This window comes from Micromonospora sp. WMMC273 (assembly GCF_027460285.1).
Classification (GTDB): Bacteria; Actinomycetota; Actinomycetes; order Mycobacteriales; family Micromonosporaceae; genus Micromonospora; species Micromonospora aurantiaca.
Map to the genome: position 1 here is coordinate 4,593,809 of NZ_JAPZBE010000001.1, position 24,208 is coordinate 4,618,016.

Annotated in this window: 19 protein-coding genes; 5 read left to right on the forward strand and 14 right to left on the reverse strand. The window is 73.6% G+C overall.

Annotated elements, in window-relative coordinates; genetic code table 11:
- Positions 1 to 248: 248 nt before the first annotated feature.
- From O7611_RS21170 to O7611_RS21235, 14 genes are all read right to left on the reverse strand, one after another.
- On the reverse strand, positions 249 to 1,316 hold the full coding sequence (locus O7611_RS21170) for a polyprenyl synthetase family protein (protein ID WP_194802291.1): 1,068 nt from the start codon (positions 1,314 to 1,316) through the stop codon (positions 249 to 251).
- The gene (locus O7611_RS21175) at positions 1,313 to 2,707 is read right to left on the reverse strand and encodes an alkaline phosphatase family protein (protein WP_269697459.1); all 1,395 of its coding nucleotides are present in this window, start codon (positions 2,705 to 2,707) and stop codon (positions 1,313 to 1,315) included. The genes O7611_RS21170 and O7611_RS21175 overlap by 4 nt, the downstream gene beginning before the upstream one ends.
- A complete protein-coding gene (gene eboE, locus O7611_RS21180; RefSeq protein ID WP_269697460.1) occupies positions 2,704 to 3,924 on the reverse strand; it encodes a metabolite traffic protein EboE in 1,221 nt (406 codons plus the stop codon). Before eboE ends, O7611_RS21175 begins: the two co-directional genes overlap by 4 nt.
- The gene (locus tag O7611_RS21185) at positions 3,924 to 4,775 is read right to left on the reverse strand and encodes a TatD family hydrolase (RefSeq protein WP_269697461.1); all 852 of its coding nucleotides are present in this window, start codon (positions 4,773 to 4,775) and stop codon (positions 3,924 to 3,926) included. The genes eboE and O7611_RS21185 overlap by 1 nt, the downstream gene beginning before the upstream one ends.
- A gap of 1 nt (position 4,776) precedes the next feature.
- A complete protein-coding gene (locus O7611_RS21190; RefSeq protein WP_269697462.1) occupies positions 4,777 to 5,382 on the reverse strand; it encodes an EboA domain-containing protein in 606 nt (201 codons plus the stop codon).
- Positions 5,383 to 5,416: 34 nt separating this feature from the next.
- The gene (locus O7611_RS21195) at positions 5,417 to 6,310 is read right to left on the reverse strand and encodes a sugar phosphate isomerase/epimerase family protein (protein ID WP_269697463.1); all 894 of its coding nucleotides are present in this window, start codon (positions 6,308 to 6,310) and stop codon (positions 5,417 to 5,419) included.
- Positions 6,307 to 7,200: an SCO3242 family prenyltransferase gene (locus O7611_RS21200; RefSeq protein ID WP_269697464.1), complete on the reverse strand. Its 894-nt coding sequence runs from the start codon at positions 7,198 to 7,200 to the stop codon at positions 6,307 to 6,309. The genes O7611_RS21195 and O7611_RS21200 overlap by 4 nt, the downstream gene beginning before the upstream one ends.
- Positions 7,197 to 8,345 carry an inositol-3-phosphate synthase gene (locus O7611_RS21205; RefSeq protein WP_269697465.1) on the reverse strand — a complete coding sequence of 383 codons (1,149 nt, stop codon included), beginning with the start codon at positions 8,343 to 8,345 and terminating at the stop codon, positions 7,197 to 7,199. The genes O7611_RS21200 and O7611_RS21205 overlap by 4 nt, the downstream gene beginning before the upstream one ends.
- A 206-nt stretch (positions 8,346 to 8,551) precedes the next feature.
- Complete coding sequence (locus O7611_RS21210) at positions 8,552 to 9,724, reverse strand: Gfo/Idh/MocA family protein (protein ID WP_370584995.1); 1,173 nt, start codon at positions 9,722 to 9,724, stop codon at positions 8,552 to 8,554.
- A gap of 53 nt (positions 9,725 to 9,777) precedes the next feature.
- Positions 9,778 to 10,830: a substrate-binding domain-containing protein gene (locus O7611_RS21215; protein WP_269697466.1), complete on the reverse strand. Its 1,053-nt coding sequence runs from the start codon at positions 10,828 to 10,830 to the stop codon at positions 9,778 to 9,780.
- Positions 10,831 to 10,921: 91 nt separating this feature from the next.
- The gene (locus tag O7611_RS21220; RefSeq protein WP_269697467.1) at positions 10,922 to 12,010 is read right to left on the reverse strand and encodes an ABC transporter permease; all 1,089 of its coding nucleotides are present in this window, start codon (positions 12,008 to 12,010) and stop codon (positions 10,922 to 10,924) included.
- A 76-nt stretch (positions 12,011 to 12,086) separates the two neighbouring features.
- On the reverse strand, positions 12,087 to 13,667 hold the full coding sequence (locus O7611_RS21225) for a sugar ABC transporter ATP-binding protein (RefSeq protein ID WP_269697468.1): 1,581 nt from the start codon (positions 13,665 to 13,667) through the stop codon (positions 12,087 to 12,089).
- Positions 13,664 to 14,842 (reverse strand): ROK family protein, encoded by a 1,179-nt coding sequence (locus O7611_RS21230; protein WP_194802303.1) that lies wholly within the window; start codon positions 14,840 to 14,842, stop codon positions 13,664 to 13,666. Before O7611_RS21230 ends, O7611_RS21225 begins: the two co-directional genes overlap by 4 nt.
- A gap of 203 nt (positions 14,843 to 15,045) precedes the next feature.
- Positions 15,046 to 16,137 (reverse strand): YihY/virulence factor BrkB family protein, encoded by a 1,092-nt coding sequence (locus tag O7611_RS21235; RefSeq protein ID WP_194802304.1) that lies wholly within the window; start codon positions 16,135 to 16,137, stop codon positions 15,046 to 15,048.
- A 1,019-nt stretch (positions 16,138 to 17,156) separates the two neighbouring features.
- Between O7611_RS21235 and O7611_RS21240 the strand changes: the two genes are divergently transcribed.
- The 5 genes from O7611_RS21240 to O7611_RS21260 all read left to right on the forward strand — a co-directional run bounded on the left by O7611_RS21240 (position 17,157) and on the right by O7611_RS21260 (position 24,202).
- Positions 17,157 to 19,451, forward strand: a complete 2,295-nt coding sequence (locus O7611_RS21240; RefSeq protein ID WP_269697469.1) for a TRAP transporter fused permease subunit — start codon at positions 17,157 to 17,159, stop codon at positions 19,449 to 19,451.
- The gene (locus O7611_RS21245) at positions 19,427 to 20,446 is read left to right on the forward strand and encodes a TAXI family TRAP transporter solute-binding subunit (protein WP_194802306.1); all 1,020 of its coding nucleotides are present in this window, start codon (positions 19,427 to 19,429) and stop codon (positions 20,444 to 20,446) included. Before O7611_RS21240 ends, O7611_RS21245 begins: the two co-directional genes overlap by 25 nt.
- A 65-nt stretch (positions 20,447 to 20,511) precedes the next feature.
- Positions 20,512 to 22,848, forward strand: coding sequence for a sensor histidine kinase (locus O7611_RS21250; protein WP_194802307.1), 2,337 nt, complete (start codon positions 20,512 to 20,514; stop codon positions 22,846 to 22,848).
- Positions 22,845 to 23,237: a roadblock/LC7 domain-containing protein gene (locus O7611_RS21255; RefSeq protein ID WP_194802308.1), complete on the forward strand. Its 393-nt coding sequence runs from the start codon at positions 22,845 to 22,847 to the stop codon at positions 23,235 to 23,237. Before O7611_RS21250 ends, O7611_RS21255 begins: the two co-directional genes overlap by 4 nt.
- Positions 23,234 to 24,202, forward strand: a complete 969-nt coding sequence (locus O7611_RS21260) for a TAXI family TRAP transporter solute-binding subunit (protein WP_194802309.1) — start codon at positions 23,234 to 23,236, stop codon at positions 24,200 to 24,202. Before O7611_RS21255 ends, O7611_RS21260 begins: the two co-directional genes overlap by 4 nt.
- Positions 24,203 to 24,208 lie beyond the last annotated feature (6 nt).

The following is a 24,208-nucleotide window of genomic DNA, read 5'->3' on the forward strand; positions in this document are numbered from 1 at the left end:
GCGCGTCGCGCCGGATGCCGAGCAGGGGGATGCTGCGCCGGCCCGCCGGGAGGTCGGCGGGCCGCGACCTCCGGTCAGGGCCGGAGGTCACCTCGCCGAGGCGGGCGGTGCGGGGCGATCTGGTGCGGGGCGATCACCTCGGCGAAACAGCGTTGTGCTGTGCACGACATTAAGACCTTTCGATCAGCCTGTCCATAGCTTCTGATCGATCGGCTTTGACTTTCGCCGCTCAGCGACAAAAGTAGGTGTCACTCATGGCGGTCGACCGCCCGCTCCGCGAGCGCCGCCAGCACCTGTCGCGCCGGTTCCGCCAGTGGTAGCGCCTCCAGCGCGACGAGCGCCGCGTCGGCCCGGGTGCGGATCATCCGCTCCACCGCCTCCCGGGCGCCGGACTCCTCGACGATGCCCCGCACCTCGGCCGCGCCCGCCTGATCGAGTTCCCGATCGCCGACCAGCTCCTCCAGCCGGGCCGCGCCGGCCGGGGAGGCGGACGCCCGGGCCAGCGCCAGCAGCACCGTCGGCTTGCCCTCCCGCAGGTCGTCCAGGTTGGACTTGCCGGTCACCGCCGGATCACCGAACACGCCGAGCAGATCGTCGCGCAGCTGGAACGCGTCACCGAGCGGATCGCCGAAGCCGGCCAGTGCCGCCACCTCCTCCGGTGGGGCACCGGCGAGCGCGGCGCCGATCTGCACCGGACGGGTCACCGTGTAGCGGGCCGTCTTCAGCCGTACCACGGTGAGCGCGCTCGCCACCGAGCCGTCCCCGGCCGCCCCGACCACGTCCAGGTACTCCCCCGCGATCACCTCCGAGCGCATCCGGGCCAGCAGCACGTGCCCCCGGCGCAGCCGCTCGGGCGGCAGCCCGCATCCGTGGAACATCTGCGCCGACCAGGTGGCGCAGAGATCCCCGCAGAGCAGCGCCGCCTGCCGCCCGTACGCCGCCGGGTCGCCCGGCCGGCCGGAGCGGGTGTGCAGGTCGGCGAAGAACCGGTGCAGCGTCGGCGCGCCCCGGCGGCGGTCGCTGCGGTCCACGATGTCGTCGTGGATCAGCGCGAACGCGTGGAACAGCTCCAGCGAGGCGGCGGCGGTCACGATCGACGGGCCGTCCGGGCCACCGAACCCCCGCCAGCCCCAGTAACAGAACAACGGCCGCATCCGCTTGCCGCCGGCCAGGACGAACCAGCGCACAGCGGTGTGGACGGCCCCCGTACCGTCGTCCGGCCGATCCGGCTCTCTCGCGTCCAGGAACGCGGCTAGCGCGGCGTCGAAGCGGCCCCGCAGCAGGGCCGGATCGGTCGGTGCGACGGTTACGGTCATGGTGCCTCCCTGGCCAGTCCGGCGAGTTCGAGCAGCAACGCCTTCACATCGGTGGCCTCCACCCGGGGCCGGATCGCGGCCCGGTCGGAGCAGATCAGCACCGGGCCGTCCGCCGGGTCGGCGGGCAGGCGCCCGTGTGAACCACGTACCGCCCGCGCGCCCGCGTCCAGCCCCACCACGGACATCAGGTAGCGCAGCCCGAGCTTCTTGCGGGCCAGCGCCACCGCCGCGCGGCGCTTCGCCGCACCCGGCGCGGCCGGGTCGAAGAACAGCTCCGCCGGGTCGTAGCCGGGCTTGCGGTGGATCTCCACCAGCCGGGCGAAGTCGGGCGCCCGCGCGTCGTCGAGCCAGTAGTAGTACGTGAACCAGGCGTCCGGCTCGGCCACCAGCACCAGCTCACCCGATCGGGGGTGATCCAGCCCGTACCCGGCCTGCCCGGCGGCGTCGAGCGCCTCGGCCACGCCCGGAAGCGCGGCGCAGAGCTTCGCCACCACCGGCACGTCCGCCGGATCCCTGACGTAGACGTGCGCCACCTGGTGGTCGGCCACCGCGAACGCCCGTGACGTCCACGGGTCGAGGTATTCCATCCCGGCCTGGGTGTAGACCCGCAACAGCCCTTCGGCGCGCAGCATCCGGTTCACGTCCACCGGGCGGGACACGTCGGTGATGCCGTACTCGGACAACGCCAGCACTGTGGCTCCCTGCTCGCGCGCGGCGTCCAGCAGCGGACCGAGCACGGTGTCCAGTTCGGCCGCCGCGACGGCGGCCTCCGGACCGGACGGGCCGAAGCGTTGCAGGTCGTAGTCCAGGTGCGGCAGGTAGACCAGGGTCAGGTCGGGGGCATGGTCGGTGAGGATGCGCTGCGCGGCCCGGCTGATCCACGCCGAGGACGGCAGCCCGGCCCCCGGACCCCAGTAGCTGAACAGCGGGAACGTGCCGAGCGCGTCGGTGAGCGTGTCCCGCAGCTCGGGCGGGTCGGTCCAGCAGTCCGGCTCCTTGCGGCCGTCGGCGTGGTAGACCGGGCGCGGCGTGACCGTCCAGTCCACGTCCGCGCCCATCGCGTACCACCAGCAGACGTTCGCCACCCGGTAGCCCGGCTCGACGCGGCGGGCCGCCTGCCACACCTTCTCGCCGCCGACGAGGGCATTGTGCTGCCGCCAGAGCAGCACCTCGCCCAGGTCGCGGAAGTACCAGCCGTTGCCCACCACGCCGTGCCCGGAGGGCAGCTCACCGGTGAGGAACGTGGACTGCGCCGAGCAGGTCACCGCCGGCAGCACGGTGCCCAGCTCGGCGGCGAACCCGGCTTCGGCCACCGCGCGCAGCCGGGGCATGTGCGCCAGCAGCCGCGGCGTCAGCCCGACCACGTCGAGCACCACCAGCCGCCGGCTCACGAGGGCACGCCTTCCGCCGCCCGCGGACCCGGAGCACCCTGCGCGCCGCCGTCGGCCAGGCCGAGCGCGGTCAGCTCGTCGCGGGCGAACGCCAGCTCGGCGGCGATGCCGGCGGCGAGCTCCGCGTCACCGCGCGGCCGCCGCGCCTCCGGCAGCACCCCCCAGGTGTACGTCTCGACGTCGAGGTGGTCGCAGCCGGCGACCGGACCGGCGTAAAACGCGGCAAGCGCCTCGCGCAGCACCGGCACGGTGGAGCGCAGCGGCGGCTCGGGCGGGGCGTGCAACGGCACGTGGTAGTGCACCCGCCACGCCCCCGGCAGCCGCGCGTCCAGTGCGGCGTCGAGGTCGTCGGCCGCGTACGCCGGATCGGCCGGATCGGCGGCGCCGGCGCAACCGGCGGCCCGGGTCTGGTGCAGGAACCTCGGTTCGACGAAACGGCGCAGCGCCTCGCTCGCCCCGGCCGGGTCGGGCGCCTCGATCGCGGCCGACACCTGGACCTTGACCACCGGCAGCCCGGCGGCACGCAGCCCGGCCAGGGCATCCGCCGGCCGCTCCCAGGCACACGCCAGGTGCGCGAGATCCAGGCAGATCCCGAGCCGGTCGGTATCCATGTCTGAGAATACCTCGCGTGCTTGTCCCGTCGACTCCACCAGACAGCCCGGTTCCGGTTCGAAGCCGACCCGGATCACCCGGCCGGTCTCCCGCTGCACGGCGGCCAGGCCCTCGGCCAGCGCGTCCAGCCGGCGCCGGGCGGTGGCGGCCCGCCCGGCGTCCCACGGGGTGCGCCAGGCCAGCGGCAGCGTCGAGATCGAGCCCCGGACGGCGTCGTCGGGCAGCAGGTCGGCCAGCACCCGGGCCAGGTCCAGCGTGTACGCCGACCGCTGCGGCGTGGTCCAGTCCGGGTGGTACACCGCGCCCTTCACCACCGGGGCCTGGAACGCGGCGTACGGGAAGCCGTTGAGCGTGACCACCTCCAGCCCGCGTGCGGTCAGCTCGTGGCGCAGCCGCCGGCGGGCCGCCGGGTCGGCGGCGAGCGCGGCGGCCACCGGCGCGGCCAGCCAGAGGCCGAGCCCGAGCCGGTCCACGTCGAGCGCCCGGCGGACCGCTACCGCGTACGTGTCGAGCTGGGCGACGACGCCCGGCAGGTCCTCGGCCGGGTGCACGTTCGTGCAGTAGCCGAGATGGACGGTCGTGCCGTCGGCGTGACGCAGCCGCATCACTGCCCCCCGCGCAGGATCGAGTTGCCGGCGAAGGTGGGGTCGCACGCCTCCAGGTCGGTCAGGTCGAGCCGGCCGGACTGGCCGTAGAACTCCACCGGGTTGCGCCACAGCACCCGGTCCACCTCGTCGGCGTCGAACCCGGCCAGCAGCATCGCCTCCCCGGTGGCCCGGGTCAGCAGCGGGTCCGACCGACCCCAGTCGGCGGCGGAGTTCACCAGCATCCGCTCGGTGCCGTACCGCTTCAGCAGCTCCACCATGCGCGGCGGCGACATCTTCGTCTCGGGGTAGATGGAGAAGCCCAGCCAGCAGCCGATGTCCCGGACCAGCTCCACTGTCACCTCGTTGAGGTGGTCGACCAGCACCCGCCCGGGCGGGATGCCCGACTCGGCGACCACCGCGAGGGTGCGCTCGACGCCGCGCGCCTTGTCCCGGTGCGGCGTGTGCACCAGCGCGGGCAGGTCGTGCGCGACGGCCAGGGCGAGCTGCCCGGCCAGCGCGGCGTCCTCGGCCGGCGTCATCGCGTCGTACCCGATCTCGCCGACCGCCACCACACCGTCCTTGTCCAGGTAGCGGGGCAGCAGGTCGAGCACCGGCCGGCAGCGCGGGTCGTTCGCCTCCTTCGGGTTCAGCGCCACTGTGGCGTGGTGCCGGATGCCGAACTGGCCGGCCCGGAACGGCTCCCACCCGATCAGCGAGTCGAAGTAGTCCACGAAGCTGTCCACGCTGGTGCGCGGCTGGCCCAGCCAGAACGCCGGCTCGACCACCGCGCGGACCCCGGCGGCGGCCATCCGCTCGTAGTCGTCCGTGGTGCGGGACGTCATGTGGATGTGCGGGTCGAAGATGCGCATGTCACGCCTCCGTGGTGGGGATGGTCAGCCGGCGCAGCAGGTCGGTCGCGTCGGCGGGCATGTCGCGGCCGGCGGCGTGCCGCTCGGCGGCGAACGCGGCGAGCATCCGGGCCAGCTCGCCGTCGGCGCGGTCGGCCAGGCCGTCGACCACCGCCAGCGGCACGCCGGTGAACACGCACTTGAGCACCGCCTGCCGCCAGGTCGCCTGCTCCAGGTGCCGGGCGTACGGGCCGAGCGCGGCGGCGACCAGCCGGGTGTCGTTGGTGCGGATCGCGTCGTGCAGCAGCGGCACGCACTCCGCGCCGATCGGCAGCAGCGGCAGCGCGCGCAGCACGGCGCGTTTCTCGGCGGCGTCGCCCTGCCGGTACAGGGTCTCCGCGGCTACGGCGTGGCCGTTCGGCAGCGCGGTCAGCAGCAGCGCCCGCGCTGCGTCGTCGGCCGTCCAGCCGGGCAGGTCGGGCAGCGGCCCGCGACCGCACCGCCGGGCGGTGGCGGCGAAGAACCGCTCGACGGCCGTGGGTTCGGTCGCGACGCGGCGCAGCGCCGCGTCCAGCCACTGCGGATCGGGTACGCCCCGAAGCGCGGCGCGCAGTCGGTCGGGTGTCATGCCGTCTCCCCTCTGCCGGGTGGAAGGTGGTGGGTCACCGCCCCTCGCCGCGCGAGGCGGCGGTGCGCAGGAAGTCCAGTGAGCGGGCGGCGACGGCCGGTGCCGCGTGCGAGTGCCGGGGCAGTTCCACGGCCACCAGCCCGCGGTAGCCGGCGTCGGCCAGGGCACGCAGCACCGGCGGGAAGTCGATCTCGCCGGTGCCGAACTCCAGGTGCTCGTGCACACCCCGGCGCATGTCGTCGATCTGCACGTTGACCAGGTGCTCGGCGACCTCGGACACGCACTGCGGCACCGGCAGCGGCTCCAGGCAGCGGCAGTGGCCGATGTCGAGCGTGATGCCGAAGCCGGGCGGCGCGCCGAGCGCCTCGCGCAGCCACCACCACCCGGCGATGTCCTCGACCAGCATGCCCGGCTCCGGCTCGAAACCCAGCGGCACGCCCACCTCCGCCGCCTCGGCGCACACCGTCGCGCAGCCCGCGACCAGGCGGTCGGCCGCGACATCGGGTGGTACGCCGGGCGGGCGTACGCCGGCCCAGAAGGAGACCGCCTCCGCGCCCAGGTCGGCGCCGATCCGGACGGCCCGGCGCAGGAACTCCACCCGCCGTGCCGGGTCGTCGTGCAGCAGTGTCGGCGCGTGCTTGTGCCGCGGGTCGAGCAGGTACCGGGCGCCGGTCTCGACCACCACTGCGAGCCCGAGCGCGTCCAGCCGGCGACGTACGGCGGCGACCCGGCGGGCCAGGCCGGGGGCGAACGGGTCCAGGTGGTCGTGGTCGAGGGTGAGCGCGACGCCCACGTACCCGAGGTCGGCGATCACCGCCAGCGCGTCGCCGAGCCGGTGGTTGGCGAAGCCGTTGGTGCCGTACCCGAAGCGCAGCGCGCCCGGTCCGGACAGTGGGCCGGCGGCGGCCCGGGTGGGCGCGGCGGTCATGTCGGTGAGATCAGTCGGGCCAGGCGGCGGCCGAGCGGGGCGGCGCCGGCCACGGCGAGGCCGAGCATCCGGGCCCCGGCGCGGGCGGTCAGCGCGCCCTGCAACGCGGGCAGCCCGGTGATCCCGGCCCCGACGGCGGCGCGCACCCGGCCCGGTGACGGGTCGGCGAGCACCCGCGCCTGGGCCCGGCCGTAGCGGGTGGCGTATCCGGCCGCGAGGACCGCCGGCACGAAGTCACCGAGCCGGGCGGCGCGGCTGGAACCGCCGCGGCCGGTGGCAGGTGGCGTGGGCCGGGCCGGGGTGGCGAGCGCGATCAGGGCGGTGCCGGCCAGTGTGAGGCCGGGCAGCCGCCGGTCCGCGCCGGTGACCTCGCGGCGGGACAGCGCGGTCACGGTCCAGGTGTGCGCCGCGACTGTAATCGCGGCCGGCAGCGCCCGGACCACCCGCCCGCCGGACGCGCCGAGCAGCACGTCCAGCCCCCGGCACGCGGCCATCACCGCCGGGCCGGCCGCGGTGTTCTTCGCCCGTAGGTCGTACCCCCAGATCGTCGCGGCGAGTGGGAGCGCGACCGCTGCCGCGCGGCGGCCCCCGGCGGCGGTGGCTACCGCGAGCCCGGCGGCGGTCAGGCCGGACGCGACGCCGAGCGCGACGGCCGGGCGCACCCGGCCGGACGGGATCGGCCGCTCCGGCCGCTCGAGCGCGTCCAGCCGCCGGTCGGCCCAGTCGTTCGCGGCCATCCCGGCCCAGTAGAGCAGCACCGACGCGCCGGCCAGGGCCGGTGTACGCGGGCCGAGCGCACCGGCGGCCGCCGCGCCGGAGAGCACATCCCCCGGTACGGAGAGCGCGGCCGGCGCCCGGACCAGCTCGGCCAGGTCGGCCAGGCGGGTCACGGCGTCACCCGGGCGTGCAGCCCGGCGACGAAGTCCCGCAGCACCGTCCACTGGTCGCCGAGCGCGTGGCCGGTCGCGCCGAGCGGATCCTTGAAGAAGAACGCCAGCTCGGTCAGCGGGCCGTGGTGGCCGGCGGCGTGCGCGGCGGCGGTGAGCCGGGCCAGGTCCAGCACGAGCGGCGCGGCCAGCGCGGAGTCGCAGCCGTGCCAGGTGAACTCCATCCGCATGCCGGTGCCCAGGAAACCGGCGAACGTGACCAGATCCCAGGCCGTCTTGAAGTCGCCCAGTTCCTCGACGTACTCGATCCGGGTGTGGCCCTGCGGCAGGTAGCCGAGCGTCTCGGCGAGCACCCGCTGCTTGCTGCCCACCTTCGCGGCGTTGGCGGCCGGGTCGGCGAGCGTGGCGCCGTCGCCGCCACCGAGCAGATTCGTGCCGGACCAGGAGCGCACGGCCAGGTGCCGCATCGCGAACATCGGCGCGAGCACCGACTTGAGCAACGTCTCGCCGGTCTTGCCGTCGTGCCCGGCGTACGGCAGCGCGTGTTCGGCGGCGAGCGCGGCCAGGGCCGGCAGCCGGGCACCGGTCGACGGGGTGAAGTCCACGTACGGGCAGCCTGCGGTGAACGCCGCGTACGCGTATCCGGAGCTGGGCGGCAGCACGTCGGCCGGGCCGGTCAGCGCGTCCCGCAGCGCGGCCAGGTCGTGGTGCGCCGGGTGTGGGACGGGCGCCGGCTCGGTGGCGGCGACGTTGACCACCACCACCCGGTCCAGCCCGTGCCGGTCCCGGAACCCGGTCAGGTCACGGACCACAGTGGCGATCCGCTCGCCCTGGTCGCCCTCGGTCGGTGCGGGACGCAGGGCCGCCTCGACGGCGGCCAGGTCCGGTGCCACGGCGTCGGCCAGCCGGGCGGGCAGCACCCCGGCGGCGGCCAGCGCCTCGGCGCGTTTGGTGAGCGGGGTGGCGACCACGTCGTGGCCGCCGAAGACGAGATCGGCGAAGCCCGGCAGGGCGGGCCCGCGCAGGTCGGGCAGCTCGGTCACGCAGCCGGTCGGCGCGGTGAGCCCGGCCCGCAGGGCCAGCCCGCCGACCACGGCGGTGGTGGCGACCGAGCCGCGCGCACCCACCAGCCAGACACCCGTACGCATTCGCGCTACCTCCCCAGGTAAGGCCGGTCCGCCGGTGCGGCCGGGGAATCCCGGTCCGGCCGCACCGGAGGGCCGTGCTGGTCGTGCCGGCGGACACCGGCGGCACGCTCCCCGGAGCCGGCCTCGTCCCCACCGCGGGGCGCAACCGCGACGGGCCCTCGCCGGCCGGCGCCGGTGAGTGTCGGGCGGGCCTGGCCCGCCTCGGGTCAGGCGGAAGCTTCGGCCAGGGCGGGCTCCACCTCCGTCCAGGCGGCCCGCTCGGCCGAGCGGGTCACCGCGTCGAGCACGAGCTGGACCTGAAGCGCGTCGGCGAACGACGGTGCCGGGTCGGCGCCGGTGGCGACCGCCTCGACGAAGTCGCGCGCCTGGTGGGTGAAGGAGTGCTCGTAGCCGATGATGTGGCCGGGCGGCCACCACGCACCCAGGTACGGGTGGTCCGGCTCGGTCACCAGGATCCGGCTGAAGCCCTGCTCGGCGGCCGGCCGGGTGGCGTCCAGGAACTCCAGTTCGTTGAGGCGTTCCAGGTCGAACACGACGCTGCCGCGCGAGCCGTTGATCTCGACCCGCAGGGCGTTCTTGCGGCCGGTGGCGAACCGGGTCGCCTCGTACGTGGCGAGCGCTCCCCCGTCGAGCCGGGCCACGAACACCGCCGCGTCGTCCACTGTCACAGGCCCCACGGCGCTGCCGTTGCCGTCGGCCTGCGCCGCCAGGCCGCTCGACCCGGCGACGAGGGGCCGCTGACGCACGAACGTCTCGGTGAGCGCGCTGACCCCGCTGACCAGCTGACCGGTGACGTACTGGGTCAGGTCGATGATGTGCGCGCCGATGTCACCGAGCGCGCCGGAGCCCGCCCTGTCCTTCTGCAACCGCCACACCAGCGGGAACTGCGGGTCGACGATCCAGTCCTGGAGGTAGGTCGCCCGCACGTGCCGGATCTCGCCGAGCCGCCCGTCGGCCACCAGCTGCCGCATCAGGGCGACAGCGGGCACCCGCCGGTAGTTGAAGCCGCACATCGCGCGTACGCCGGACTCGCGTGCCCGGGCCGCGGCCTCGGTCATCTCGCGGGCCTCGGCGACGCTGTTCGCGAGCGGCTTCTCGCACAGCACGTGCTTGCCTGCGGCGAGCGCGGCGAGTGCGATCTCGCGGTGACTGTCCCCCGGTGTGCAGATGTCGACCACGTCGATCTCGTCGGACTCGACGAGCCGCCGCCAGTCGGTGGTGTAGCCGTCCCAGCCGAGCCGGTCGGCGGCCTCGGCCACCTTCGGCTCGTCGCGGCCGCAGACGAGCGCCATCCGCACCCGCGCCGGCAGGTCGAACACCCGGTTCACGGTGCGCCACGCCTGGGAGTGCGCGGCGCCCATGAACGCGTAGCCGACCATGCCGACCCGCAGGATGCTGTCGTGACTGGACAAGGTGGGTCTCCCCCCGTGTGTCAGAACCCGAGCTTCAGGTAGTCGCTCGCGTTCTCCTTGGTGATCGTCTCGGAGGCGAGCACGATCTCCTTCGGTACCTGGAGTTCGACCAGGTCGGACATGCCCTTGCCCTGGCCGATCAGGCGGGCCAGGGAGATGGCCGAGGAGGCCATCGACGGGCTGTAGGTGACTGTGGCCTTGAGGACGGTGTTGTCGGCGGCGATGTCCTCCATGGCCTTCTTGGAGCCGGCGCCGCCGACCATGATGAATTCCTTGCGGTTGGCCTGGTTGACCGCCGCGAGCACACCGATGCCCTGGTCGTCGTCGTGGTTCCAGACCGCGTCGATCTTCGGCAGCGCCTGGAACAGGCCGGTGGCGGCCTGCTGCCCGCTGTCCACTGTGAACTCCGCGGGCCGCCGGTTGGCGACCTTGAACCCGTACGAGGCGAGCGTGTCGGCGAACCCCTTCGAGCGTTCCTGGGTCAGCTCCAGCGACTCGATGCCGGGGATCTCGCCGATCACCGGGTTGCTCACGCCCTTGGCCTTGAGCTGCTCGGCGATGTAGGTGGCGGCGGCCACCCCCATGCCGTAGTTGTCGCCCTTGATCTGCAGCCGGTAGGCGCGCGCGTCCGGGAAGGCCCGGTCCAGGTTGACCACCGGGATGCCGGCCTTCATCGCCTCCAGGCCGAACGCGTTGAGCTCCTTGCCGTCGTGCGGCAGCAGCACGATCACGTCGGGCTTCTGCGAGATCAGCGTGGACAGCGCCGCCCGCTGGGCCGCCGCGTCCGCGCCGGCCTCGACCGACTTCAGCTCCACGTCCTGGTACGCCCCGGCCTGCGCCTTGGCGTTGTTGGTGATCGCGGCGATCCAGCCGTGGTCGGCGGCGGGGGCGGAGAAGCCGATGCTCACCTTCTTGCCCGTCTCGGTGTTGGCGCCGGAACCGGCCGCCTTGGTCTGCGCCTCGGTCGGGCTCTGCTCGTTGCTGGTGCAGCCGGCGAGCAGCACCCCGGCGGAGACGGCGGCCCCGCCGAAGAGCAGCCGGCGGCGGGACAGGTCATGGCGCGGTGTTCTCATGACGCCTCCTGGGATGAGGTGGTGGGGTGGTTTCGGGTGTGGCGGGCCGGACCACCGTCGGTACGACGGCAGCCGGGGTGTGCGCGTGGGGTCAGGTGGTGGTGGCCCGGTTGCGGGCGAGGAACTGGGTGAGGCTGCCGAACTGCACCTGCTGGACCAGGACGGCGGCGACGATGATGCCGCCCTTGACCATGTTCTGGGCCTCGGCGGACAGGTTGTTGATGGCGAACAGGTTGGTGATCGTGGAGAAGATGATCACCCCGAGCAGGGAGCCGATGATCGTTCCCCGCCCGCCGCTGAGCAGCGTGCCGCCGATGATCGCGGCGGCGATCGCGTCCAGCTCGTAGAGGTTGGCCATCGCCGCCTGCGCGGAGGTGGCCTGCGCGGTCAGCATGACCGCGGCGATGCCGCAGCACAGACCGGACAGCGCGTAGAGCATCACGGTGTGCCGGCGGACGTTGATGCCGGCCAGCCGGGCCGCCTCCGGGTTGCCGCCGACCGCCACCGTACGGCGGCCGAACGTGGTGCGGTTCAACAGCACCCAGCCGGCCGCCACCACCGCCACCAGGATGTAGACCAGCAGCGGGATGCCGAGCACGTTCGTGCTGGCGATGCCGTTGATGAATGTGTTGCCCGACACCTGGGTCTGCTTGTCGGAGATCTCCGCCGCCAGCCCTCGCGCGGCGACGAGCATGGCCAGCGTGGCGATGAACGGCACCAGCCGCCCGTACGACACGAGCAGCCCGTTCACCACGCCGACGGCGAGCCCGACGGTGAGCGCGGTGAAGATCATGCCGCCCGCGCCGTAGCTCTGCGTCGCCACTGTGGTGCACCAGACCCCGGCGAGCGCGACGATCGCGCCGACCGACAGGTCGATGCCCCCGCCGATGATCACGAACGTCATGCCGACGGTGACCACGCCGACCACCGAGGCGAGCTTGAGGATGGTGAGCGTGTTGCCCCACACCCAGTTCGGGTCGCCGTAGAGGTCGGGGCGGGTCAGGATGCCGATGACCACCAGCACGACGAGCGTGGCGAGCAGGCCGAGGTTGCGCTTGACGCCCTCCCCGCCGTCGCCGCGCCACCAGGAGAGCTTCGCCGGCGCGTCGACCTTCGCGGTCTCCGTCCGCTCCACCGGCGGCGACTGCGCGGGCAGCGAGGTGTCGGTGGCTTCGCTCATGCCGGCGCCCCGCTTCGCGCGGCGCCGCCATGAGGCTCTCCGGCGCTGTGTCGATGATTCGCTCGCTGTCGCTCGCTCATGCCGGTGCGCCTTCCATGAGGGACCCCGCCATGACGAGGTCGAGCACGGTGTTCTCGTCCAGTTCGCCGGCCGGGGCCTCACGGACCACCCGGCCCTCCCGCATCACCAGCACCCGGTCGGCCAGGCCCAGCACCTCGGGCACCTCGCTGGAGACCAGCAGCACCCCGACGCCACGGGCGGCCAGATCGCGGATCACCTGGTACAGCTCGGCGCGGGCGCCCACGTCCACGCCCCGGGTCGGCTCGTCGAGCAGCAGCAGCCGGGTGTCACCGAGCAGCCACCGCCCGACCACCACCTTCTGCTGGTTGCCGCCGGACAGCGTGCGCACCGGCCGGCGTACGTCCCGGGGCCGCAACTCCAGCGACGCGGCGATCCGGTCGGCCTCGGCGCGTTCCCGTCCGGTGTCGGTGAAGCCGAGACGGGCGTACCTGCTGAACGTGGCGAGCGTGACGTTGCGGTAGATCGGTTCGCCGAGCAGCAGCGCCTGGCTCTTGCGCTCCTCCGGTGCCATGCCCATCCCGGCCCGTACCGCCGCGCCCACGCTCCCGGGGCGCAGCGCGCGGCCGTTCACCCGGACCGTCCCGGCGTGTGCCCGGCGCGCGCCGAAGATGGTCTCCAGCAGCTCCGACCGGCCCGAGCCGACCAGCCCGGCGATGCCGACGATCTCTCCCGCCCGGACCCCGAGCGAGACGTCGGCGAACTCGCCGGGCCGGGTCAGCCCGTCCACCCGCAACAGCTCCGCGCCGCCCCCGTGGTCGGCCGGGCGCTGCGGGAAGACGTACTCGATGGTCCGCCCGGTCATCCGGGCGACCAGGTCGCGGGTCGGTGTCTCGCGGGCCGGCAGGCTCGCCGCCGTGGTCCGGCCGTCCTTGAGTACGGTGACCCGGTCGCCGATCTCGCGGATCTCCTCCAGCCGGTGCGAGATGTAGATAACCGCGATGCCCTGCGCGGTGAGTTCCCGGATGATCCGGAACAGGTTCGCCACCTCGTCGTGGGCGAGCACCGCGCTCGGCTCGTCCATGATGATCAGCCGGGCCTCGTGGGACAGCGCCCGGGCCATGCTGACGATCTGCTTGCCGGCGGCGGGCAGGTGCCGCACCAGCCGTCCCGGCGGGATCTCCGGGTGGCCGAGCCGGGCCAGGATCCGCCGGGTACGCCGGGCCATGAGCCCTCGCCGGACGAAGCCGAACCGGCGCGGCTCGTGGCCGAGGAACGCGTTCTCCGCCACCGACAGGTCGTCGACCAGGTCGAGTTCCTGGTAGATGGTGGCGATGCCGGCGCGCATGGCGGCCTGCGGGTTGGCGAACGAGGCCGGCTCGCCCCGCCAGAGCACCTCGCCGGAGTCCGGCCGGTGCACCCCGGCCAGCACCTTGATGAGCGTGGACTTGCCGGCGCCGTTCTGCCCCAGCAGGCAGTGCACCTCACCGGCCCGCACCTCCAGTTGCACGCCGTCGAGCGCGTATACCCCCGGGAACGTCTTGACCACGTCGGTGAGGCGCAGGACCACCTCACCCGCGACGGCGTCCGCGGGCGCCTCGACGAGCGGCCGGGCCTCGGGCCGTCCGATCTCGCTCATGCTGCTTCTCCGAACGCGAGGTCACTTGCGAGCACCGCCGCGCCGGCGACGCCGGCGCGCGGGCCCAGCTCGGACAGGACGACCGGCAGGTTGCCGGTGGCCAGCGGCAGCGAGCGGCGGTAGACAACGCTGCGGATCTCGGCGAGCAGGATGTGGCCGAGCTGGGCGAGCCCGCCGCCGATGACGATCATCGACGGGTTGGTGAAGCTGACCAGCCCGGCCAGCACGCTGCCGACCCGCCGGCCGCCGTCGCGGATGAGCTGGATGCAGGTGACGTCCCCCTCGATCGCCCCCTGCGCCACGTCCAGCGCGGTCACCGCACCCCGGGCCGCCAGCCGCTCGGCCAACGCCGGGGACACCTCGGTGCGGGCCGCGACTGTCGCCTCCCGGGCCAGCGCGGCGCCGCTGAACACGGCCTCCAGGCAGCCGACGTTGCCGCACGAACACATCGGACCGTTCGGGTCGACCTGGATGTGGCCGATGTCCCCGGCGCAGCCGTCGGTGCCGCGGTAGACCTCGCCGTGCAGGTAGATGCCGCAGCCGATGCCGGTACCGATCTTGATGAACAGGAAGTCGTCGACGGAGTGGGCCACGCCGCCGTGCCGCTCACCGATCGCCATGATGTTGACGTCGTTGTCGACCACCGCCGGGCAGCCGTGCTCGCGGGTGAGCAGTTCACGGACCGGGAACCGGTCCCATCCGGGCATGATCGGCGGGGAGACCGGCACGCCGTCGCGGAAGCTCACCGGCCCCGGTACGCCGATGCCCACCGCGTCGAGCCGCTCGTACGCGCCGTCCACCTTGGCCTTGTGCAGCAGCTCGTTCACTCGCTGGAGCGTCACCTTCGGACCGGAGCGGATGTCGGCGGCCTCGGTGTAGGCGGCCACCGTCTCCAGCCGGCCGTCCACCACCTCCACGTCGATCGAGCTGGCGCCCAGGTCGACGGCGGCGAAGCGCAGGTGCGGGCTCAGCTCGACGAGGGTGGAACGGCGCCCGCCCCGGGAGGCGGCCAGCCCGGCCTCGGCCACGTATCCGAGGGAGACCAGGCGTTCCAGCTCGGCGAGCAGGCGCGGGCGGGGCATCTGGAGCCGGTCGCCGAGTTCGGCGCGGGACACCGCGCCCTCGTCCCGGAGCAGTCGCAGAAGCCGTACGTGCAGGGGGTCGACCGTCCGCACCGGCAGTCACCTCCGCATCGGCGTTGGGTGTTGTGTCCGACACAGTAGGAGCCTTCCGGGCCGCATGTCCATAGCTTCGGCACGTCCGATGCAAACTTTTGTCCATACGAACAAAAGCGAGTTACGGATCATGAAAACGTGACGCCCCGCCCGGGCGACTTCCGGGCGGGGCGACACGATCTCGGGTCAGGTGCGTTCTCGGGTCAGCGGGAGGGCGCGCGGCCCTTCTTGCGCAGCTTGCGGTCGTCGCGCAGCTCCACGTAGGGCTCCTCGTCGGCCGGGTGCCCCGCCGCGATGGCGCGGCTGCGCTCCAGTTCGGCGTCGAACTCCGCACCCAGCAGGATCGCGACGTTGCTCAGCCAGAGCCACACCAGGAAGATGATCACGCCGGCCACCGCGCCGTACGTCTTGTTGTACGAGCCGAAGTTGCTCACGTAGAGCGCGAACAGGCCGGACACGACCAGCCAGAGCACCACCGCGAGCACGCCGCCGGGGCTGACCCAGCGGAAGCCGCCGTGCCGGGCGTTCGGCGAGGCCCAGTAGAGGATCGCGAACATCAGGCTCACCAGCACCAGCAGCACCGGCCACTTGGCGATGTTCCACACCGTCACGGCGGTCTCGCCCAGGCCGATCGCGTTGCCGGCCTGCTCGGCCAGCCCGCCGGTGAACACCACGATCACGGCGCTGATCAGCAGCATCACGCCGATCACCGCGGTCACACCGAGGCGTACCGGCAGCGTCTTCCAGATCGGCCGCCCCTCCGGCACGTCGTAGATGCTGTTCGAGGCGCGCATGAACGCGGCGACGTAGCCGGACGCCGACCAGAACGCCGCCACCAGACCGACGATCGCCGCGATGCTCGCCAGCCCGCCGGACTGGCCGGCCTGGTCGATCGCGCTCTCGATGATGCGGCGGATGTTCTCCTCCGGCACGGCCTGCCCGACGGTGTCCCGTACCCCCTCGGTGGCCCGGTCGCCGAGCAGGCCGAGCACCGAGATCAGCACCAGTACGCCCGGGAAGATGGAGAGCACGCCGTAGTAGGTGAGCGCGGCGGCCCAGTCGGTCAGGCTGTCGTCCTGGAACTCCCGCACGGTCCGCTTGAGGGTCGCCATCCAGCCCGTCGCCGACAGGTCGGCCGGGCTGTCCGGCCCGTCGTCCGGCCCCACCGGCCCGGCGTGCTTCCGCCCGTCGGGCCGGTCCTGCCCGGCGCGGGCGTCGTCGCGCATGGTGGGGGCGTCCTCGCGCCCGTCACGGGTGTCGTCGTGGACGTCGTGGGCGTCGTCGCGGGCGGCCATGGCACCTCCTCGTCGTCATGTCGTCCCGCACGACATGCCCTGACGAGGGCAGCGATAACCACCGCACCCGCAAACCGGCCACTCGACCGCCGGCGACCGGTCCCCGCCCCTTCCCTGCCGGCCCGGCCCCCGGCCGAGCCCTGCCCTCGACTCCCACCCACGCCCCCACTCGCGCCCCACTGCTCGCACCCTGCCGCCGCCTCCCCCGTCGGCACGTTCACACCGCTGGCCGCCGCTTGCTCTGCAGCCATGCGCGCGACGGACACGCTCCGTAACCATGTGCGCCGATGGCTGCAGAGCAAAGAAGGCGTGGGCAGCGCTCCCACCGGCACCCCACCACTCCCCCGCCCGAAATCCTGGCGAGCCGCCGCTCCGCCGCGACCACCAATCGCCACCATCTCGACGACCGTCACGACGAGTGGAACATCATGGGTGTCAAACGGGACCGGAAGCACCCATGACGTTCCACTCACCGAGGGTCGATCACTGGCGTGCGCGGAAGCGAGAGCGCGGGGCACGGGCGGCAGAGGCCGGGGCGCTGAAGTGACGCGTGATCCGTCCTCCGATGCCACCACCTCGGGAAAGTGGAGATGACCGTGGAAACGCGAGCCGGCGAACACACTCTCCGGCCACTTCCCCACCGGGTGAGCGCGGCAGGCACGAGCGCGCACGACCCGGCGCGACGGGCGTCCCCCGCGCGAGCCGACACGGGAGACGCACCCACCTGAGTGGACACGTTGCGTGACGACAAGCATCACGGGCACGCCCATTGTTCATCGTTGTAAGCGATATCGGGAGAGAGTCGCGCGAGACCACCTCCCACCATTGCGAAACAGTTTCAAGAAATATGCGACGCGAATGAGCGAAGCTCCATTCCGTCACTCATTGCAATCATGATCGGCAATGTTCCCAACATGCGCGCTATTCGCGTATCGTGCCCCCTCGTGCCGCCCGTTCGCCCCTCCGACGCGACTCCCCCCAAACCCCGGCCGCCGTCCGGCGGACGACCGGGGTCCGACGTGGACGCCGAGGTGGTGTCGCTGCCGCCGGACGACGGAAGCGTCGCCGGGCCCGAGTGGGCCGACGACGGGCCGGGCGAGACGCACCACCACAGCCGAGCAGCGCACCACACCGCAGGCGAGCAGCACACTGCGGACGATCACCACACCCCGGACGAGAACGAAGCCCGCGACAAGGACGACGAGACCCGCGACAAGGGCGAGAGCCCGGACCAGACCCGGGACGCCCGTGAACTGGCGGCCCGGTTCGAGGAGGAGAAACCGGGACGGGTGCTCGCCGGCCCGGTCGGGGTCCTCTTCACCGGCGTCACCGTCGCGGTCGGACTGCTGACGCTCTGGCAGGTGTTCTTCCCGCTGGCTCAGGGCAGCAAGTACTACCTCATCTTCTTCCTGGCCGGCGTCCTGCCGGTGGTTTTCCTCGCGTACCCCTCGGGGGTGCGGCTGCGACGCGCCAAGGCCGACGCGGACGACGCGGACGACCGGCGCGGGCCCACGCCCGTGGACTGGCTGCTGGCCCTCGCAGCGCTCGTCGTCTGCCTCTACCCGGTGCTGCCGGTCACCATCGGTGCCGGTGGCGGCGGGTACGACGCCTTCCTCGACCGGCAGGGCCTGCTGGATCCGCTGGACGTGGCGTTCGGCACCGGGCTGCTGCTCCTGCTGCTGGAGGCGTGCCGGCGTACCACCGGATGGATCCTGCCCGCGGTGTGCGTGCTGTTCCTGGGGTACGGCTACTACGGCGGCCTGCTGCCGCAGTCCTGGCCGGTGGCGCACGCGGGGCTCGACTTCGGGCAGCTCGTGGACGCGTTCTACAACTCCGACAGCGGCTTCTACGGCACCCCGCTGGACGTGGCCGCCTCGTACATCGTGCTGTTCACGATCTACGGCGCGGTGCTCGACCTGTCCGGCGCGGGCCGGTTCTTCGTGGAGCTGTCCGCCGCCGCGTTCCGCCGCTCGCGGACGGCCGCCGGGCGTACCGCGGTCGCGTCGGGTTTCCTGCTCGGCACGGTCTCCGGCTCCGGCGCCGCCACCACAGTCAGCATCGGCGCGGTGACCTGGCCGATCCTGCGCCGCGCCGGCTACCCGGCCGAGCGGGCGGGCGGCATGCTCGCCGCCGCGGGTGTGGGGGCGATCCTGTCGCCGCCGACGCTGGGCGCCGCCGCGTTCATCATCGCCGAGTACCTGGGCGTGTCCTACCTCCAGGTGCTCGGCTGGGCCACGGTGCCGACGATCCTCTACTACCTGGGCATCCTGCTCTCCGTCGAGATCGACGCCCGGCGCTCGGGCGTGCGCCCGGTGGTCATCGACACCGGCTCGGCGTGGCGGCTGCTGGCCCGCTTCGGCTACCACTTCCTCTCGCTTCTCGTGATCATCGTGGTGCTGGCGCTCGGCGCGTCGGCGATGCGGGCGGTGGTCATCGCCACTGTGATCGCGGCGGCGCTGTCCTTCCTGGACCGCCGGCACCGGCTCACGCCGGCCAGGCTGGTGGCGGCGCTGCGCGACGGCGTACGCGGGGTGCTCGCGGTGAGCGCCGTCTGCGCCGCGGCCGGCATCATCACCGCCACCACCACGAAGACCGGCCTCGGGCCGCAGGCCGCCGCGCTGCTGATCGACGGCGCGCAGGCGGTCAGCTCGGAGCCGGCCGTGGTGCTGGCGCTGACCGCGGTGCTCGCCGCCGTCGCGCTCAGCCTGCTCGGCCTCGCCGTGCCGGTCACCGCCTCGTTCGTCATCGGCTGGGTGATCATCGGCCCCGCGCTGCTGAACCTGGGCGTCGAGGCGCCCGCCGCGGCCATGTTCGTCTTCTACTTCGCGGTGCTGTCCGAGGTCTCGCCGCCGACCGCGCTCGCCGCGGTCGCCGCCGCGGCCGTCACCGGCGGCCGGCTGGTGCCGACCATGTGGCAGACCCTGCGGTACGCGCTGCCGGCGTACCTGATCCCGCTGGCCTTCGTCATCACGCCCACCGGCCTCGGGCTGCTCGGCATCGGCGGGCCTGGGCGGATCGTGACGGCCGGCCTGGTGTCGGCGCTCGGCGTCGCGGTGCTGGCGGTCGCGGCCGGCGGCTGGCTACCCGGTGTGGGCCCGGCCGGCGTGCCGGAGCGGATCGTCGGGGCGATCGCCGGGCTGGTGCTGCTCTGGCTGGAACCGCTGCCCATGGCGATCGGCGCGGCACTCGCCGCGCTCGCGGTCGCGGGCGTGTACGTCCGACGTGGCGCCGCCGGACACCCCGGCTGCCCGGCGGTCGAAGAATCCGTGGACCTTGGGGAGGAGAGAGAGTGGGACGGATCGACGCGAGGATAGTGGCGGGTGTCGGGGCACTTGTCCTGGTCGCCGCCGGTGCCGCCGGCTGCGGGGGCCGTCAGGACGGCGCGGCGAAGGACGACGCCGCCCGCGAGGTCAGCTGCAAGGTCACCAAGGACACCCGGGTCGGCATCGCCACCGGAAACGCCACCGGCGTCTACTACGTGGTCGGCAACGCGCTCGCCGGTGAGCTGAGCAAGACCACAGACGGCAAGCTCACCGGGACGGCCGCCGAGACCGGCGCCTCCGTGCAGAACGTCGAGCAGCTCGTCGCCGGCCAGTACGACGTGGCGTTCTCGCTGTTCGACACCGCCGTCAACGCGGTGCAGGGCAAGGGGAGCTTCACCGCGCCGCAGCCGGTGAAGGCGCTGGCCCGGATCTACGACAACTACACGCAGGTGGTGGTCCGCGCCGACGCGGGAATCACGTCGGTGGCCGACATGAAGGGCAAGAAGATCTCCACCGGCTCGCCGAAGTCCGGCACCGAGGTCATAGCCAACCGACTGCTCACCGCCGCCGGGCTGGACCCGGCCACTGACATCCAGGCGCAGCGGCTGGACCTCACCAAGACCGTCGACGGCATGAAGGACGGCAGCATCGACGGCTTCTTCTGGTCCGGCGGCGTACCGACCGGCGGCGTCACCGACCTGTTCACCACGTCCGGCGACAAGGTGAAGTTCGTCGACATCAGCCCGCTGCTGCCGAAGATGGCCGAGCTGAACCCGGCGTACCAGGCGGGCACCATCGGCAAGGACATCTACCGGACCCCGGCCGACGTGCCCACCATCGTGGTGCCGAACGTGCTGCTGGTGCGGGACGACCTGGACGCCGACGTGGCCTGCGCGATCACCCGGACGGTCTTTGACTCCAAGGACGCCCTGGCCCAGGCGAACCCGGCGGCGAAGGGCATCGAGCTGGGCAACGCCCGCAAGACCGACCCGGTGCCGCTGCACCGCGGCGCGGAGCGGGCGCTGAGCGACCTCGGCGCGAGCTGACCTGAACGGGCCGGGCCCGGACTCGTGTCCGGGCCCGGCCCGCCCGACCCGACCCGGAGACCCCCGTGCCGCTGCCCCACCCGGCTCGCGTACGCCGGCATCACCGCTCCGCGGACCGCACCGGACGCCTCCGCTCGGTCCGCGTCCAACTGCTGGCCCCGATCCTGGTGGCCACCGCCGGCCTGGTCGTGCTGGGGGCGGCGCAGACCGGCGCCGCGCTCGACGCGTCCGCCGACGCCGACCGGGCCCGCGTGCTGGCCGGCACCGCCACCGCGACCGTACGGCTGGTGCACGAGCTGGAACGCGAGCTGGGCGAGACGGCCGCGTTGCGCCAGCGCGGCGGCACGTCCGGCCGCCCGCTCGTGGACGCGCAGCGTCGCCGGGTGGACACGGCCGTGGAGCGCTACCGCTCGGCACAGGGAGACGCGCGCCGGGCCGCCCCGGATCTGGCCGGGGTGCTGGACGACGCACGCGGACGCCTGGATCAGCTCGCGCCCACCCGGGAACAGGCGGTGGCCGGCGAGGACGCCGACCCGGCGTACGTGTCGCTCGTGGAGTCGCTGCTCGCGGTCGCGGACGCGCTGCCGAGCCAGCTCCGCGACGCCGACCTGGCCAACCAGGCCCGTGAGGTCGCAGCGGTGGCCGCCCAGGAGCACCTGTCCTCACTGGAGCGTGACCTGCTGCGGGCGGTGTTCGTCCGCGGTGGGCTGCAGAGTGGCGAGCTGGCCCGGCTGGGCCGGCTGCGGGGTGCCCGGGAGCAGCGGCAGGCCGAGTTCCTGCGGATCGCATCCACTCCGGCGAACCGGGCCTGGTACCGCCTGGTCGACGGCGTCGACGTGACCACGGCCCGCCGGATGCGGGACGCCGTTCTCGACTCCGACGGCGCGCCGGGCACGGTGAAGATCGACGGCGACGCCTGGTACGTGGCGCAGAGCGGCGCGATCCGCCGGTACAACCTGCTCGGCCGGGACCTGACCGACGGGCTGGACCGGGACGCGGCGGACCTGGCCGGGGCGGCCCGGTTGCGTGCGGTGCTGACCGCCGGCGCGACGAGCACGGTCGCGCTCGGCTCGCTCCTCACCGCCGTGCTGCTGGCGGTCCGTACGAGCCGCCGGTTGCGCCGGCTGCGGGTGGCCGCGCTGACCATGGCGAACCGGGAACTGCCGGAACGGATCACCGCGATCGCGGCGGGCGAGCGGACCCCGGCGGAGGGCCCGGCGACCCGGATGACCGACGGGATCAGGCGGGGCCGGGACGAGGTGGCGCAGGTCGCCGAGGCGTTCGACACGGTGAACCGGGCCGCGTTGCGGCTGGCCGGTCAGCAGGCCGAGTTGCGGCTGGACGTGACCCGGATGGCGGAAGCGCTGGCCCGGCGCATCCGGACGCTCATCACCCGGCAGCTGCGGCTGCTCGACGACTTCGAGCGCGAGGAGACCGACCCGGACGCGCTGGCCCGGCTGTTCGCGCTGGACCACCTCGCCGCCCGGTTGCGCCGCAACGGCGAGAACCTGCTGGTGCTCGCCGGCGGTGAGCCCGGCCGGGGGCACGAGGGCGCGTTGCTGCTGGACGATGTGGTGCGGGCGGCGGCGTCCGAGATCGAGGACTACCCGCGGGTGGAGATCGACGTGCCGACCGCGGCGGTGCACGGCACGGCGGCCGGCAACCTGGTGCACCTGCTGGCTGAGCTGCTGGAGAACGCCACCGTCTACTCGCCACCCGAGGCCCGGGTGCTCGTCGACGGCCGGCGCACAGTCGACGGGCTGGTGCTGCGCGTCCGCGACCAGGGCATCGGCATCAGCGAGAGCCGGCTGACCGAGATCAACGAGCGGCTGGCCGCGCCGGCCACGCTGTCCAGCGCGGCGGCGGGCAGCATGGGCCTGCACGTGGTGGCCCATCTGGCCGCCCGGCACGGGATCCGGGTGCAGTTGCACAACCCCGGTACCGGCACTGTGGCCCAGGTCGACGTACCGGAATCGGTGCTGACCCGGGTCGAGTCGGTGGCGTCCCGGCCTGCCGCCGAGCGGCGGCCGCGCGCCGCGGCCTGGTTCAAGTCCGGGCCGGCCGCCGGTCGCAGTCTCGTCACCAGCGCCACGGCCGTCGGGCCGGTGCGTGGCGTCGCCGCGGTCCGCACGCCGGGTGGCGCGTTGCTGGCGCCGAGCACGGCGCGGATCCGGCCGGTGAGTGTGCCGCCGACGCCCGTCCCGACCACCGCCGCCGGGCTGCCCCGGCGGCAGGTGGGCGGCCACCTGCCCGAGCCGATGCCGGACACCACCGCGCCGCCGCCGGCCACCGACCTGCTCGACCCCGAAGTGGTACGTGCCCGGCTGTCCGCCCTCGCCGAGGGGGTGGCCAGCGCGACCCGCCGTGCCCCGAACACCACACCCAACGGGAGAAGACCATGACCTCACCGTCCACCACCGGACTGGACTGGCTGCTGGCGAACTTCGCCGAGCAGGTGCCGGACGTCTCGCACGCGCTCGCGGTCTCCGAGGACGGGTTGCGGCTGGCGTCCTCGCCGGACCTCTCCCCCGACCAGGTCGACCAGCTCGCCGCAGTGATCAGCGGGCTGGCGAGCCTGACCGTGGGCGCGGCCCGGCTGATGTCCGCGGGCCGGGTACGCCAGCAGATCGTGGACATGGACGGCGGGGTGATGCTGGTGATGGCGGTGGGTGAGCGGGCACTGCTCGGCGTGCTGGCCGCTCCCGGCTGCGACCTGGGCCAGATCGGCTACGAGACGGCGACGCTGGTGCAGCGGGTGGCGGAGGCGCTGGAACCGGCGGTCCGCCGGTGACCGGCCGCGCGCTGCGGCTGACCGCCGCGCTGATGTCGGCGGTGCTGGTGGCCGGGTGCGCGGCCGAGGACTCCGCGCCGGAGGCGTGGCACGGCGGGCGGATCTTCCTGGCCACCGGCAACACCACAGGCGTCTACTACCAGCTCGGCGGCGGGTACGCCGACCTGATCACCCGCCACCTGCCCGGGTACGAGGCGCGGGCCGAGCCGACCGGCGCGTCGGTGGAGAACATCACCCGGGTGGCGAGCGGCGACATGGAGATCGCGTTCAGCCTGGCCGACACGGCGGCGGACGCGGTCGACGGGCGCGGGGCGTTCGACAAGCAGCCGCAGCCGGTACGCGCGCTGGCCCGGGTCTACAGCAACTACACGCACGTGATCGTCCGTGCCGACGGCAAGATCCGCAGCTTCGCCGACCTGCGCGGCAAGCGCATCTCCACCGGTTCACCGAAGTCCGGCACCGACATCATCGCGGGGCGCCTGCTCACCGCCGGTGGCATCGACCCGAACCGGGACATCCAGCGGTTCAACCTGTCGCTGCCGGAGACGGTCAAGCGGATGCGGGCCAAGGGCCTGGACGCCATGTTCTTCTCCGGCGGTCTGCCCACCCCCGGTGTCAAGGATCTGCTCTCGTCCGCACCGGGCACGTTCCGGCTGCTGCCGATCGACGAGCTGATCGAGCCGTTGAGCGCCCGCTTCGGCGCCGTCTACACCACGGCGACGCTGCCGAAGGAGGTGTACGGGACACCCGAGCCGACGCCGACCATCACGGTGGCGAACGTGATCCTGGTGGGGGCGGACATGCCGGACCAACTGGCGTACGACCTTACCCGGGTGCTGTTCACCTGGCAGGGCGAGTTGATCCAGGTGCACCCGGAGGCGGCGAACTTCAACCGGTCCAGCGCCGCGTCGACCCGGCCGATCCCGTTGCACCCGGGCGCGCAACGGTTCTACCGCACCGGCTGAGTGCGG